The following is a 16,451-nucleotide window of genomic DNA, read 5'->3' on the forward strand; positions in this document are numbered from 1 at the left end:
CATGTTCGTTCTAAGCCACCGCAGCGGTCCGCTGCGGGCTTTCCGCGCCATTCGGCGAATCCGCGATCTCGAAGAGCGATGCCAGCATCGGCCTATACCCGGTGGGGGGGAATATCGGGTTCGAGTTGGCCTCGAGCCACCAGATCTGGTCACTGGAATCCAGGACGCCGTCCAGCGCAAACAACACCGGAACGTGAAGTTCCTTCATGAGCTCTTCATGCAGCACGGTGCCTGCTGCTCGAATCTGTTTGCCGGCAGGAGTCGAGAATTCAGACAGCATGTTGTCCGAGCGAGCTTGCACGGGATCGGCGACATACCTTCGGCCGTATCGGTATTCGATCCAGACTTCCTCACCCTCCGGGATCACGTCGGAGGGCTTCCAGCCTTGATATACGAGCGAGGAAATGATCCATGGCTTGTCGGAATTCTCGGGAATCACGCCGCCGGGACTGCCAAGCTTGTGAGCGATCAGATCGTCGATCCGCGATACGCCGTCGCCGCGGATCGTGGGATACGCATGGAGATGCGCATGGAACGGGATGCCGCCCCAGAACCAGATCTTGACATTGCGGCCAGTGATGAACTGCTCCGCAAAAATTCGAGCTTGGAAGCGGCTTTGGTGTTCCGGCAGCGATCCTGCGTCGAAACCCTTGCGGTAAGGGCCGAACACCGCCTGCCCGAACGAACCCACCGGAAGCTTCAGTACATAGTCCTGGTCGATGTCACCGTCCGCGGGCCAGATCGCCGGCACCCGCAGGCCGCAGCGGCGCAAAAAACCCTTGAAGTCCAGCTTGTCGTTCGAGAGTTGCCAACGGATGGGCCGGTATGGAAGCCAGCCGATGAAGCCGGTGGCAGCCGGACTCAACGCCGACGAGTAGTTCAGTCCGGCCTCCGTTGTGTTCAGGAACTGAGGGTGAAGGGCGAAGCGCGCCGCACCCAGCCGCACATCCACCCGAAAGGTCGCCACATCCAGGCGCACGTCGGCCTGGTGCTGGACCGCCCACTCTTGAAGAGCCCGGAAGTGATTCAGGGTGACAGCTATGTAAGACACAAGTACCTCGTTCGGAGGCGTCCAACGTGGCCGCCCCGACAACATATCCAGCCGAAATCAAATTTGTTTAGCCCCCGGGCAAAAAAAGTTAACTGTCCGCTAAACAAATTCGCAAATCTCTGGATGTATTGCCCAAGAGCCGTGCGCCGCCCTCCGGCAGGAGGGGGCCTTGCGAGCGCGGTTCGCTTCTACATACATAGACAGACGGGCACAAAAAATGGTAGCGATCGTCAGCGGCAACAGCCTCGGATTGAGTTTGGCGTCCTTGGCCACCCTCGGGCAGCGCGGCACCCAGGGGACTGCCGGCCAGGGCCGCAATGGCGAGCAGGCCTTCGTCAACATCGCCAACGGCAACCTGGTGCTGCAGGACTTCGACGACAAGCTGGTCGGGCGGGGCCTGGACATCCAGGCCGTGCGCACCTACAACAGCCAGGGCCTGCTGAACGACGACAACGCGGACAACTGGATCGTGGGCGCCTATGGCCAGCGGGTCCAGCTCGCGGGCACGGTCGCAGCCGCCGGCAGCACCCTGACGCGCACCGATCGCGACGGCGCGAGCGCCACCTACACCTGGGACGTCGCGCGCAGCCTCTATGTCAGCCCGGCCGGTGCCGGCGCGTTCGACACCATCGCCTACGACTCCGCGGCGCTGCGGTTCACCTGGACCGACGGCAGCACGGGCCTGCTGGAGCGCTACGAGTCCACCGGCCAGGGCCGCCTTCTGCTGGCAAGCGACCCCGCCGGCAACACGCTGACCTACGCCTACAACACCAACGGCACGCTGCAGAGCATGGTCGACGCCAATGGCGAGACGACCTACTTCGACTACACCGGCACCAACCTCACGCAGATCCGCACTGTGGCCAGCGCGGCCAACGGCGGTGCCGCGCTCACGCGCGTGCGCTATGCCTACGACAGCGCCAACCGGCTCTCGACCGTCACGGTCGATCTCAGCCCCGAAGACAACAGCATTGCCGACGGCCAGACCTACGTCACCACCTACACCTACGACGGCACGAGCAAGCGCGTCGCCTCGGTCACCCAGAAAGACGGCACGAGCCTGGCCTTCACCTATGTGCTGGTCGGGGCCGACTACCGCGTTGCGACGGTCAAGGACGGACTGGGCCAGACCACCAGCTACACGTACGACACCACGGCGCGCAGCACAACAGTCACCGACCCGCTGGGCCTGGTCAGCGTCTACAGCTACGACGCTGCCGGACAACTGACCCAGATCAAGGCCCCGCCGGTGGGCGGCGTGTCGCAGCTCACGCTGTTCAGCTATGACGCCAGCGGCAACGTCACCCTGGTCACGGACCCGCAGGGCTTTGCGGTGACGATGCAGTACGACGCCTACGGCAACCAGACGCTGCAACGCGACGCCGCGGGCAACACGGTCACCCGCACCTTCGACGCACGCAACCAACTGCTCACCGAGACGGTCTACCTTGCGCCCGATCCGGATGGTGCCGGCACCGCGCAGCCGAGCCAGCCTGCCACGACGCGCTACGTGTACGACAGCACGGGCAAGAACCAGCTGAGATTCGTGCTGAGCCCGGAGGGCCGGGTCACCGAATACCGCTACGACAGCTACGGCCAGCGCACGTCCGCACTCCAGTACGCGGCCGGCAAGTACGATGTCTCGGCACTCGGCACCGCCGCCGCGCCGACCGAGGCCGTGCTGGCCACCTGGAGCGCCGCGCAGGACCGCACCCAGGCGAGCCGCACCGACACGGTCTATGACGCGCGGGGCCAGGTGCAGAAGAACACTGTCTTCAGCAAGGTCGATGCCGCCGGCAACGGCATTGCCGATGGCAGCCAGTCGGTCACGCAGTACGTCTACGACCGTGCCGGACTGCTGCTCAGCAGCATCAGCGCCACGGCCGGCACCACCCAGTACACCTATGACGGCAAGGGCCGGCAGCTCTCGGCGCAGAACGCGCTGAGCCAGACCACGCTCACCAGCTACGACGATGCGAACAACAAGACCGTGGTCACCCTGGCCAATGGCCTGACCACGACCAGCGCCTACGACAAGAACGGCCGCCTGGTGAGCGTGACCCAGGGCTCCGCGCTGAACGCGAATCTGGGCACCACCACCAACTACTACGACAAGAGCGGACGCCTCTACCAGCAGGTCGACCCCACGGGTGCGCGCACGGGACGCCTCTATGACGAGGCGGGGCGCCTGGTTGCCGAGATCGACGGCAACAACCGGGTGACCGAATACGTCTACGACAAGAACAACCAGCTCACCCAGAAGATCGTCTACGCCACGGCAGCCAACGCACCTGCGGTCACGGCCTACTTCACCGACCCGAACAGCGCGCCGGTCAACCGGTTGAGCGCCATCCGGCCTGCCAGCAGCGCGTCCGACCAGAAGTCCTGGCGCGTCTACGACAGCGCCGGGCGGCTCGCCCGAACGATCGATGCGGCTGGCGCAGTCACCGACCTGCGCTATGACGGTGGGTCGCGCCTCGTGGGCACCACGCAATACAGCCAGCTCATCGCCACGGCCACCCTTGGCACGGCACCAACGCTTGCCACAACCGCACCAACGGCCAATGCCGCCAGCGACCGGGTCACACGCCGCTTCTACGACAACGACGGGCTGCTGCTGGCCACCCTCGATGCGGAGGGCTACCTGACGGAGTCGCGCTACGACGCCGAGGGCCGCCTGGTCACGCAGGTTTCCTACGCAACGGCCACCGCCGCCGCCCTGCGCGCGACCGGCACGCTCGCGCAACTGATTCCGGCAGCGAATGCGCAGGACCAGACTTCGCGCTGGCTCTACGACGCCCAGGGCCGGGTCCTGGCGCAGATCGACGCCGAAGGCCACATGACCGAGAACGTGTACGACGGCAACGGCAACGTCGCGTCTTCCACGCGCTATGTGGTCCGCGTCGATGCCACCCTGCTCTCGCAGATGACAACGGCCACCACGGTGGCGGCGCTGCGCCCGGCTTCCAGTGCCGGGTTCCAGACGACCGCGATCGTCTACGACAAGCTCAACCGTGTCACGCAGCGCACGAACCATGAGGGAACCGTCTCCCGCTACGAGTACGACAGCGCCGGCAACCTGGTGAAGACCACCAATGCCGTCGGCACGACCGAAGTCCAGACGATCAACGCGCGCTACGACCTCCAGGGGCGCCTTACGGGCGAACTCACCGCCGAAGGCGGCGCGCTGCTCGTCGCCGGCCAGACCCAGGCACAGATCGATGCCGTCTGGTCGCAATACGGGCTCACGCATGCGTACGACGCGGCCGGCCGGCGCCTCGGCACCACCGATGCCTACGGCAACAGAACGCTGTTCTTCTACGACCTGAACGGACGCCTCACCCACAGCGTCAACGCGCTCGGAGAAGTGACCGAGCAGCAGTACGACACGCTGGGCCAGCTCAGCGCGACCATCCGCTACGGCACCCGGCTCGGCAGCACGGCCGGCCTGGCCGGCGGGCTGGTCACCGCGGCGCTGGCGACCGCAATCGACGGCATCAGGAATGCCGCGCTCGACAGCAAGCAGAGCTTCACCTACGCGGTCACCGGAAAACTCGCGAGCAGCACCGACGAACTCGGCAATCTCACCCAGTCCAGCTACAACGCCTTCGGCGACCTGACCGGCCGCACGCAGGCGCTCGGAGGCGGGTCGCAACTGGTCCAGTCGATGTCGGTGGACCGCCGCGGCCTGGTCACGGGCACGGTGCAGGACGCGTCGGGCATCAACGCCATCACGAGTGCCATCTACGACGCATTCGGACGGCTCACGCGCAGCACCGACGCGAACGGCAACGTTCGCCAGCAGAGCTTCGACCGGCTCGGCCGCACGATCACCACGACCGATGCGCTCTCGGGCGTGCGCTCCACCAGCTACGACGCCTTCGACCGCGTGATGACCCAGACCGACGCGCTCGGGCGGGTCACGACCTACACCTACGACAAGACGCTGCGGCGCGTCGTGATCAAGACGCCGGAGAACATCAGCGTTGCCACGGTGTATACGCGCCTCGGCCAGAAGCAGACCGTGGTCGACGGCAACGGCAACACGACGAGCTACAGCTACGACAGGAACGGCAACCTGCTGAGCACCGCCACCGCGCTGGCGACCGCCACCAGCAGCTATGACCGGTCGGGCCGCCTGTCGCAAACGAGGGACGCCAACGGCAACGTCGTGACGCTCGCCTATGACGCGGCCAACCGGCTGCTCACGCGCACCGTCGACCCAACCGGCCTCGCCCTGGCCACCACCTACAAGTACGACGCCAAGGGCCGGCAGATCGAAGTCACCGATCCCAACGGAACGCTCACGCGCATCGTCTACGACCTCAAGGGACAGGTGACCAGCCAGGCCATCGATCCCGCGGGCCTGAACCTCGTCACGCAGTACACCTATGACGCTGCCGGCCACACGCTCACGGTCGTCAATCCGAACGGCGCCACCACCCAGTACAGCTACGACAAGCTGGGCCGGCGCACCCAGGAGCGCATCGATCCCGCCGGGCTGAACATCACCCGCAGCTACGCCTACGACAAGAACGGCAACCTCACCAGCAGCACCGGCGCGAATGGCCAGGTGACCCGCTACGCCTACGACGCCGAGAACAGGCTGGCGTACACGCTCGATCCGGTGGGCGGCCTGCAGCGCATCCGCTACGACGCCGAGGGCCGCGTCGTCCAGACCATCGGATACGCAACCGCCATCGACGCGACGGGCTTGCCGGCGGCGCCGACCATTGCGCAGCTCGATGCCAAGGTGGTGGTCAACGCCGCGCGCGACAGCGTCGAGCACCGCGTGCTCGACAAGGACGGCCGCCAGGTGGCCACCGTCAACGGCCTCGGCGAAGTGGTCAAGTACACCTATGACGCCAATGGCAACGTGATCGAACGCGTGGCTTATGCCAACCGCATCGTCATGGCCAGTTGGACCGCAGGCACGGTGCCCGCGCCCACCGCCGATGCTGCGCGCGACCTGCGCCTGCGCTCGGTCTACGACCAGCTCAACCGCGCCATCTATACGATCGACGGCGTGGGCGCGGTCAAGCGCACGTTCTACGATGCCAAGGGCAACGTCGTCGAGCGCATCGCCTACGCGGTCCCCGTGCCCGTCGCCACGGCCGCCACCGCCGCAGCGCTGGCAGCGGCTGTCGCGCTGGCCACCAACCCGCAGCAAGCGGGCAGCAACCTGCTCACGCAGAGCGAGTTTGCCAATGGCGTAGGCGACGCGTCGGCAAGAGGCGGTGCCGCGACGGCCGCTGCGATGACCGGGTTCGCAGGCGCAATCCGGCTTGCGTCCGACACGGTCAGCAGCTATGCCTACAAGTCGTTCACAACGATTCCCGGTGAGACCTACACGCTGTCGGTAATTGTGGAGATGGAGGATGGTCAGCCGCCATCTTTTGCGAATGCATCCGCCTCGAGCGCCGCAAATTCGTTTGGACTCGCGCTCTTCTCGGGCGCGACCAATCCGACCAACTATGCTGTGCAGAACCTCGGCGGTGGGCGTTATCGCGTGTCGGTCACTGGCGTAGCACCGGCGCCGGGGGCGCACTCGTACTCGGTGGTTTACTTCGGTGCCATCAAATATGCCGGAAACGACACCCGCGCCTTCCGCGTAAGCGGCTACCAGCTCGACCAAGCCAACGCCGCCAGCACCTACACCCCGACCACCACCACACCCGTCGCCCATGTGGCGAGCGGCACACGCGAGCGATTCATCTACGACCGCGCGGACCGGCTCATCTGGCTCGCAGACGGCGTGGGTGCGGTCACCAAGCAGGTCTACGACAAGAACGGCAACCTGCTCAAGACGGTCCAGTACGCCACCGCAATCTCGGGCGGCATGGTCCCGTCTTCCGTCGCAGCCTCCGCCGGCGACCGCATCACCGACCGGGTGTACGACCAGGCCAATCGCCAGACCTTCGTGATCGATGCCACGGGGGCACTGACCGAAGCGGTCTACGACAAGAACGGCAACGTCACCACGCGCTACAGCTATGCCACGCGCATTGCCGTGCCCACGGCCGCCAGCAAGCTGACCGAAGCGCAGGCGAAGGCGGCGCGCGTCTACGACTACGCGGGCGCCGACCGCGTGGAGCGCGCCGCGTTCGACGCGGCAGACCGCAAGATCCTCGGCGTCGATGCCACCGGCGCGGTCACCGAGACGAGCTTCGACGCCGCCGGCAATGCGGTTCGCAGCACCAGCTACGCAACGCTGGTCAATCTCACCTCGCTGCAGGGCAACTGGACGGCCAGCGCCACCACCCTGCGTGCCCTGATCACCGCAAACACGGCTACCGACCGGGTCGTGAAGCGCAGCTTCGACGCGGCCGGCCGCCTGGCCTACAGCGTCGATCCCATGGGCTTCGTCACGCGCACGGCCTACGACGGCCTGAGCCGCATCGTCCAGACCACGGAATACTCGCTGGCGATTCCCGCCGCCACGGCCAACACCGCCGAGGCCATTGCCGCGGCCATCGTGCTGCAGGCGGCGCAGGACCGCACCAACAGCTTCACCTACGACGCCGCAAGCCGGCTGCTCAGCAGCATCGACGCCCTCGGCCTCACCGAAAGCTACGGCTACAACGGCCTCGGACAGAAGGTCACCTTCACCAACAGGAAGGGTTCCGTCTGGACCTACGCCTACGATGCGGGCGGGCGGCTGACGAAGGAGACCTCGCCCGCTGTCGAGGTCACCACCGTGATTCCCGACGCCAGCGGCAAGCTCGTGGTCGACCCGACCCGTTCGGGCAGCGCCGGCATCGTGACCCAGATGACGTACGACGCGCTGGGCAACCTGACGTCGCGCACGGAGGCGGTCGGACGCGCCGAGCAGCGCACCACCAGCTACGAATACGATGCCGTCGGCCACCAGGTCCGGGTGATCTACCCGCCCGTCGGCGTCTACAACCCGGCGGGCGACGCCCTCACGACCAATGGGGCCGGCGGCCTGGCCAGCCGCACCGAGCTGACCAGGACGCTCGACACCCTGACGACCTACAACGTCTTCGGCGAGGCGATCGCCAACCGCGACGTGGCAGGCAGCTTCAGCTACAAGACCTACGATCTTCTCGGCCGGGTCGGCTACGAGGTCGATGCACTGGGCTTCGTCACGGGCTACCAGTACAACGCATGGGGCGAGGTCACCGAGCTCAAGCGCTTTGGCGTCGGGACCACGCTCACCAGCGGCAATCCCGCAAGCCTGAGCGCCGCCCAGGTCAGCGCCGCGGTCAATGCCGCGGGCGTGAATCACGGCGCCGACCGCACGCTCACCACCTCGTACGACCGGGCCGGCCGCGCGGCCAAGGTCGTCGAATCGTCGGCCTATACCTACGACTCCTCCGCAGCGCTGGGCGCGCAGTACGCCACGGCAGGCCGCACGACCGTCAACACCTACAACGCCTTCGGCGACCTCACGCGCATCGGCCTGCTCAAGAATGCCGGGCAGAACACCTGGGTCTACACCAACAACTACTACAACCAGAAGAGCCAGCAGGTCGCAAGCGTCGACGCGCTGGGCTACCTGACGACCCAGGCCTTCGACGGCGCGGGCAACATGACGGTGCGCACCGAGTTTGCCAAGGCCGTCGCGGCATGGAACCCGGCCAGCGCGCCCGCCGCGGTGCCCACGGCAGTGGCGGATGCCGCCAACGACCGCCAGACCATCTTTGCGTTCGACCGCGCAGGCCGCAAGACCAGCGAGACCCGCGTCAGCGTGGAATTCAGCGCGAGCAGCAACGGCACCAGCGCGCGCGCCAACCTCGTCACCAGTTTCGCCTACGACGCGGTCGGCAACCTCACGCGGACAACCGACGCATCGGGCGCCGCCACGTACAGCTACTACGACGCCCTGGGCCGCGTGCGCGCCACGGCCGCGCCTTCGACGAGCAACGGGCTCCTGACGGCCGTCACCAAGTACCAGCGCGACGCCTACGGCAACGTGGCCGTCAAGACCGAGACACACGTCTACAAGTCCAGCACCGGCGCCGATGCGCTTGCGGCCCCCGGGCCCACCACGCTCACCCCGGGCCAGAGCCTGACACCCGGCCAGGGCATCTATTCGCCCGACGGCCGCTACCTGTTCACGCTGCAGACCGACGGCAACCTCGTCGTGTACGACCGCCACGACAACATGCAGGCGTTGTGGAACTCGCAGACCGCGGGCAGCGGCGCCGACAAGTTCACCTTTCAGGCCGATGGCAACCTGGTCCTGTTTGCCGGCACCCAGGCCGTCTGGACGATCAACAAGGCTGGCCAAGGCGGCACGCAGCTGGTCATGCAGGGCGACGGCAACCTCGTGCTCTACACCGCAAGCAATGCGCCGGTGTGGCATCTGAACGCCACGGACAACAACTCGCAGATCAACCCCGACCGCGTCACGTACACCCAGTACGACAAGCTCGGCCACGCCACGCAGAGCACGGACGCCGCGGGCTTCAACCACTACAGCTCCTACGACGCCCTGGGCAACATCGCCAAGGAATGGCAGCTGGTCACCGACGGCGACAACGTCTCGAGCACCCTCTTTCGCGCCTACCAGTACGACAAGCTCGGACAGCAGACGCACGTCATCGACCCGGCCTCCAGGAGCAAGGTCAGCGGCGGAACGGTCACCATCGTCACGCAGGCACAGGCCGGGCTCGTCGACACGGCCATGGAGTACAACGCCTTCGGCGAAATGACTGCCAAGGGCGTGGGCGGCGGGCGCCAGGAATACTTCGACTACGACAATGCCGGCCGCGTCTGGCGGACCAATTCGGGCGACGGCGTCGACAAGGTTGCGCTGTACGACCTCCTGGGCAACCAGACCGCCCAGATCACCAGCTACGGCACGGCCTCGGGCAATGCGGACCTGCGCGCCTTCACCAACCCCGACTCGGTGGCCGTGGCCGACCTGCGCCGCACCGACACGATCTACGACGTGCTCGGCCGCGTCACCTCGACCATCGCTCCCCGGCGCAGCGAATGGACGGGCGGCGCCCAGATCAGCCGCCTGTTCAGCCAGGGCTCCGTCGCCGGGTCGAGCAACCCGACCCGCGACGAGAGCGGCATGGTCAACGGACGCTCGGGCACGAACACGGTCAGCCTCGCCTGGTCGCCGGTGCGCAGCCTCGGCAGCGGCGACATCAAGGTCGTCATGCAGTACACGACCCAGGTCTATCCGCTGACCCCGCCGGTGCTGGACGCCAACGGCAATCCGGTCACGACCGACGAATCGGGCAACCCCTTGCCTCCGCCACAGATGGCCGGCGGCCAGACTCGCGAGCAGACCCGCATCGTCACCAATGCGGCGGAGAACACCAACAGCCTCACGATGACCTGGGAGGACGCCTGGAACGACGCGAACGGCGGCATCGGGCGCGTCACAAAGCTGACCATCTACAAGAAGGATGTGTACGGCAACTGGCAGCCCGTCATCACCGAGGGATCGCTGGGCTACAGCGGCCAGGTCATCGACGTCGATGCGCCGGACGACCTCAGCACCAGCATGCGCATGCAGATCCGTCCGGCAGGCAGCGCCGGCGACACGGGCTGGGTCGATGCGCCTCTGCTGAACTTCGGCGACCTGCTGCGCTACAACGCCAGCGCCCTGCCGCCGGGCAGCTACCAGTACCGCGTGACGCAGACCACCACGGCCGGCGTGGCCAGCGTCACTGCCAGCGGCACCGTGACCCTGACCTCGCCGCCGCTGTCTCTCATCAGCGTTCCGATGGCCTTCTACCAGATGGGGCCCGCGAGCGGCGGCCTGTTCACCTGGTCATCGCCCGGCACATCCGTGGAGCAGGTCTTCCGCTACCGGCTGGCCGGCAGCACGGGCGCCTGGATAACGCAGCCCGTCGCAGCCCGGGGCAACGGCAGGGACGGCGTGGATGTCACGGCGCTGGCCGCGGGCACCTACGACTACGAACTGCTCTGGACCCATGCGGGCGAAGGCGTGCCGTACGCCCACGCAACGGGCCAGATCGCCTCGAGCGGAATCACGCCTCCGAGATGGGTCCCGCCGGTCAACCTGCCGGTGATCACCGGCGCCGCGATACGCACCGTCGGCACCGGCGGCAATGACGAATCGGGCGCCCCGATCGGCACCCCGCTCACGGTCATCGAGTGGCCCTACTCGTCCGTCCTCAACGCCGGCAACGGCGTGACCTTCCAGTACCGGCCGGTGGGCGGCAGCGCCTGGAGTTCGCTGCCCGTGGTCAACCTGGCCGGCAGCAACGAGTCGAGTTTCCCGATCGGCGCGCAGCGGGTCGACATCACCAACCTCGCCGCCGGACGCTACGAATACCGCATTCTGGCAACGCTCACCTCGGGTACAACCACGCAATCGGTCGGCCAGGCAACGGGCATCCTGGACAACCAGAAAACGCCCATCATGGAAACGCGCTCGGGCGTGAACGTGGTGCCGTACCTGGTCCAGGTCGGATCCGATCCGATCTACTCGCTCGACGAGAACGGCAACATCATCTACGAGACGGTCTGGGAAACGCAGTACCAGACCCGAACCGATCCGGTCTACGGGTGGGTGCAGGTGCCGCGCACCGAGGCCTACCAGGTGGCGGTGCAAGGCCCGCCCCAGACAACCACCGACGAGTCGGGCAACGTCGTCGTCGTGCGGGATGCGTGGGGCAACATCCAGTACACCACCGTCTACGAGACGCGCTATCGAACCGTCTACGACAACTACCTGGTCATCACCGGCTGGCAGAACGTGACCTACCCGGTCCAGGTTCCGGTGCAGAAGCCCATCATCCTCGGCTACCAGCCTCGGTATGAAACCCGCTACCAGTACGTGCCCTACACCTACGAGGTGCAGGTCGGCACGACGGCGCCATCGGTCCAGGACAACACCCCGCCCTACACGGCGGGCTACTGGGTGCCGCTCATTCCCGCGCTCTTTGCCTCGAGCACCACCACGGTGGCGGGCAGCGCGGCGGTCAGCCAGAACAACACCAACGGCGCCGACGCGGTACAGACGCCGGCCACGCAGGGCACCAGCAGCTCGCCGCGTCCCGTGGTCAACCAGAACACCGACCGCTGGGGCAACGTGGTCTCGATCAGCGACCCGCGCTCGGCCGGCTGGGTCACCACCTACCGCTACAACGCCAACAATCAGCTCATCGAGCAGAAACAGACCGACGCCAACGGCGTCCAGGGCACCTCGGGCGCCGCCGTGACCCAGCTGTTCTACGACAAGATGGGACGCCAGGTGGCCGTCAAGGATGCCAACGGCAAGATCCAGGGCCAGGTCTACGACGCGCGCGGCAACCTCGTGCAGGAGCTGCATGCCGACGGCGGCGTGATCCGCAACAGCTACAACGTCTTCGGCGACAAGGTCTCGGCCACCGACGCGCTCGCGAGCAACCCCACCCTCACCCGCTTCGCCTACGACAACCTGGGCCGCCTGCTCACCACCACGCGCGGCGTGGTGCAGGTCTTCAACGCCAACACGGCCAACAACATCCCGCAGCTGGTCGACACCCGGGCCATCGTCGAGTCCAGCACCTGGGACCAGGCCGGCCGCAAGCTCAGCCAGACCAATGGCAACGGAGAGACCATCCGCTACGCCTACGACCTGCAGGGCCGCGTGGTGCGCACCATCCAGCCCATGGGCCAGAGCACCAAGACGGCCTACGACGCGCTGGGCAACAAGATCGCCGAGGTCGACGGCAACGGCTACATGGCCACCTGGAGCTACAGCTACTTCGGCAAGGTGCTCACGCACACCGACTTCGGCGGCCGTGCCTACACCTACACCTACGACAAGGCCGGCCAGCTCACCTTCGACAGCGGCGCCAACCGCGAGTACACCTACAACATCGAAGGCCTGCTGGCGCGCACCTACGACCGCACCACGGGCCAGGACGCCCGCTACGAGTACGACCTGGCCGGCAACCGCGTGCGCGAGTGGTTCGCCCAGGGCGGCGTGGTCTACAAGGACAACCACATCGCCTACGACGCCCTGGGCCGCATGCGCTGGGTGGCCGACGGGCGCGCGTTCGTGAACATCGAGTACGACAAGGTCGGCAACCGCACCCGCATCAAGACCCACGTGCTCGACCAGGACACCAGCCTGGACAGCGACCTGTACTTCCAGTACGACGCGATGAACCGCCAGACGGTGGTCAACGCGGTCGATGCCGCCGGCAACCTGGGCGGCCAGGGCCACCGCATCGCCTACGACCACAACGGCAACCGCACCAGCGACACCTGGTGGGGCAACCGCGTGCTCACGGTGGACGGCCAGAGCCAGATCGTGGGCTTCGACGAGGCCGGCGCGGCCATCTACAGCACCACCGCCAAGCAGTACGTCACCAGCCAGGGCTACACCACCGAGGCCTACCGCTACGACGCGCTCGCTCGCCTGGCCAGCGTGGTGCGCGACGGCGTGCAGACCGACGTGCGCCTGTACGACGGCGCCAGCCGCGTGGTGCAGACCGGCCCCGCGGGCACCCTGCCCGTGGGCTATGTCAACGCCCTGCTGGGCACCACCTGGAACGGCCAGACCCTGGCGGGCACGGGCAGCGAGACGCGCATCAGCGCCTACAACGCCAACGGCCAGATCACGCGCCAGGACGTGTTCGACAGCCAGAACGCGCGCAAGTACACCATCGGCTACGGCGCGCTGGCCGCGCCGATCGTGCCGGGCATGGGCACGGCCGGCGGCTACGACGGCGCGGGCAACCTGCTGGGCTACACGGTGTGGAATTTCCTGGGCCAGAGCAGCGTGACGAACTACGCCAACACCTACTCGCGCGCCGAGGGCTACCGCCAGACGGCCACCGTGGGCACGAGCAACGTGACCCTGCCGGGGGGCACGAACTGGTACTACGGCAACGGCAACGAGCTGACAGGCGTGGGCGACGTGACGCAGCCGCTGAACAACCGCACGTTCGTGAGCGACATGGAGGGCAACATCCTGTCCTCGCGCTACCTGGCCTCGGGCGAGGAGCAGCGCCAGCTGGTGGTCAATGGCGAGGTGCTGGGGCAGTACGGGCGCATCCGCGATGCGAACAACCCGAGCGCGCCCAACGGGGTGCCGCTGTTCCAGACGAAGGCGGAGTTCAATTTCGGGTACCGGCCGATCGATGGGAGCTATCCGTCGGCCAGCCCGGGCACGTACGCGGTGAGCGCGGGCGACACGCTGCAGAGCATTGCGCGCGGGGCCTATGGCGACGAGGGGCTGTGGTACCTGATCGCGGATGCCAACGGGCTGTCGGGCAATGCGGACCTGAAGTCGGGCCAGGTGCTGACGATTCCCACCAAGGTGGGGGCGGCGAACAACGCGAACAGCTTCAAGCCGTATGACCCGAGCATGGTGGTGGGGGATACCAATCCGAACATGCCGATGCCGCAGGCCAAGGAAGGCGGTGGATGCGGGGGGTTGGGGCAGATCATCGTCGCGGTTGTGGCGGTTGTCGTCGCATTCTTCACCCAGCAGTGGTACTTGGTGAATGTCGCGGGCTACGGGAGCACCGCTGCTGCGATCGGCGCCGGTGCATACGGCAGCCTGGCGGCCGCCGGGGCTGTGGCCGGTGCGGTCGGTTCGATTGCAAGCCAGGTGGTAGGTGTTGCGATTGGCGCGCAGGACAGTTTCAGTTGGAAGGGCGTCGCGCTGGGGGCCATCGGTGGCGGTGTGGCCGGTGGCCTCAGTGGCGCCGGCTTGCTGCCTCAAACGGAGAGCGCCTTCCTCAACGGTGCGATCCGAGGCGCGGTCAGCAATGCGGCAAGCCAGGGCATTGCGGTGGTCACAGGGCTGCAGTCGAAGTTCGACTGGAAGAGCGTCGCGGCCTCCGCCATCGGCGGGGGCGTGGCACAAGGGTTGAATTCGGCCATGGGGTATGACCTCAAGACCATGCCTTTCGACTTCGGCAAGAGCTTCGTGTCGGGCTTTGGCGGGGCGCTGACTTCGGCAGTGGTTCGCGGGGGCAAGGTCAGTGGCGCCCAGGTGGCTGCGGATGCCTTCGGGAACATCATCGGCGATAGCCTGGCAGCGGCCAACAGCAGCATTCCAGGCCCGGTCGGTGCCGAAGAAAGGTCGCGCATCATGGGGTACTTTGCTGACAGGCCGGCCCTAGGCAATTACGGTGCAGCAGCGGGACAGAACCACGGCTTGTCGATGGCCGCAGAACAGCGCTTGCAGACCGGGCAGACGGTGAGCGATGCGTACGGGCCAGTGAACTCGTTCGATCCGACGGCTGACAGGTTGTCGCTCAGTTCGGGGCCCAATGCCGCCGATTCCATGCGCGTCTACGTCAAACCCGATGGCACACGCGTCATCGTGATTGGGGACGGCAGCACGCCGGGGTCTGGAGGTGGAAGTATCGGCTCGCGCGGCACTGTCGGACGTGGCGAACTGTCCAGTTCGGCCATGTATGCAGCTGGTGCAGGCGACATCCGTGAGACGGTGACGCCGATCACGGGCGACGGCGACAACGTGTACATGGACAGTCGGGGCGTGACCCATGTCGAAAGCCGTCGCATGACCGCAGCTGAGATGGCAGCATTCGATGCTGAAAACGGTCTTGGGCCATTTGGTCCGACGTCCATATCCACAAGCACCGCCACGCCAACAGGCCCGGTCGAAGGTTTCTTTACCTTTAATCCTGCAGGTCGATTCGCCAAGGGCGCGGCCAGCACCGCGTATGACGCGTGGACGGCCTTGCCAAGGGCGGTGATTGGTGTGGGCAAACTGGCGGGCGATGCCGTGGGCTATGCCAGCAATGCGCTCTTCCCGCAACGCAGTGTGCTCACCGGCGAGTCGATTCCATATCAGCCGAGCAGCGGTCTGATTCAGAGCATTCAGCGCAATGGTCTAGCCGGCACGGTGGGCGGTGGCATCGTTGGTACAGTGCGCAATGCGCCTGGGATCGGCCTCGTCGGTTCTCTCTATGCTCCAAATCGAGACTGGGGCAACGTAGGGGCGCAGGCTTTCAACACTACAGTGGCCGGTGCTGGGGCGGTGGCCAGTTTACGCGGGAGTAATACAGTCACGCTCTACAGAGTAGATGACGCAGGCTTTGCGCCGCGCATCTCTGCGGATGGCGCAATCCCTGTTGTGACTACCGGTGCAGGAAATGAACGGGCCTTGTTTGTCAACATTGGACAGCCACTCAGGGCTCAAGAGTTTGCATTAATAAATAGAGGTGGTAATGCCACCATTACGGCAGTAGAAGTCGACGCTTCGCTTCTCGAAAAATTGAGGTCTACCGCTGTTTACGACAAGAGTGACGCCGCAAGATTAAATCCAACCGCACCTTTGAGGGTGGATATAAATAAGGCTCCAGATCAGTTTGGCCTACGAACATCGGAACAGATCCAATGGTTGAGAGATACCCTCAGGCCTTCTACAATCAGAATAATTGACCCTCGAGATTTAAAATAAAGGAAAAAATTGACCAAGGTT

Annotated in this window: 2 protein-coding genes; one reads left to right on the forward strand and one right to left on the reverse strand. The window is 66.1% G+C overall.

All coding sequences use genetic code 11. The annotated features are described in order from the left end of the window. Positions 1-10: 10 nt before the first annotated feature. On the reverse strand, positions 11-1,051 hold the full coding sequence (locus EJO66_RS08010) for a hypothetical protein (protein WP_125964939.1): 1,041 nt from the start codon (positions 1,049-1,051) through the stop codon (positions 11-13). 217 nt (positions 1,052-1,268) lie between these two features. Here EJO66_RS08010 and EJO66_RS08015 point away from each other — a divergent pair, with 217 nt between their 5' ends. Beyond that, complete coding sequence (locus EJO66_RS08015) at positions 1,269-16,430, forward strand: LysM peptidoglycan-binding domain-containing protein (RefSeq protein WP_125964940.1); 15,162 nt, start codon at positions 1,269-1,271, stop codon at positions 16,428-16,430. The last annotated feature ends 21 nt before the right edge of the window (positions 16,431-16,451 follow it).

This window comes from Variovorax beijingensis (assembly GCF_003951285.1).
Taxonomy (GTDB): Bacteria; Pseudomonadota; Gammaproteobacteria; order Burkholderiales; family Burkholderiaceae_C; genus Variovorax; species Variovorax beijingensis.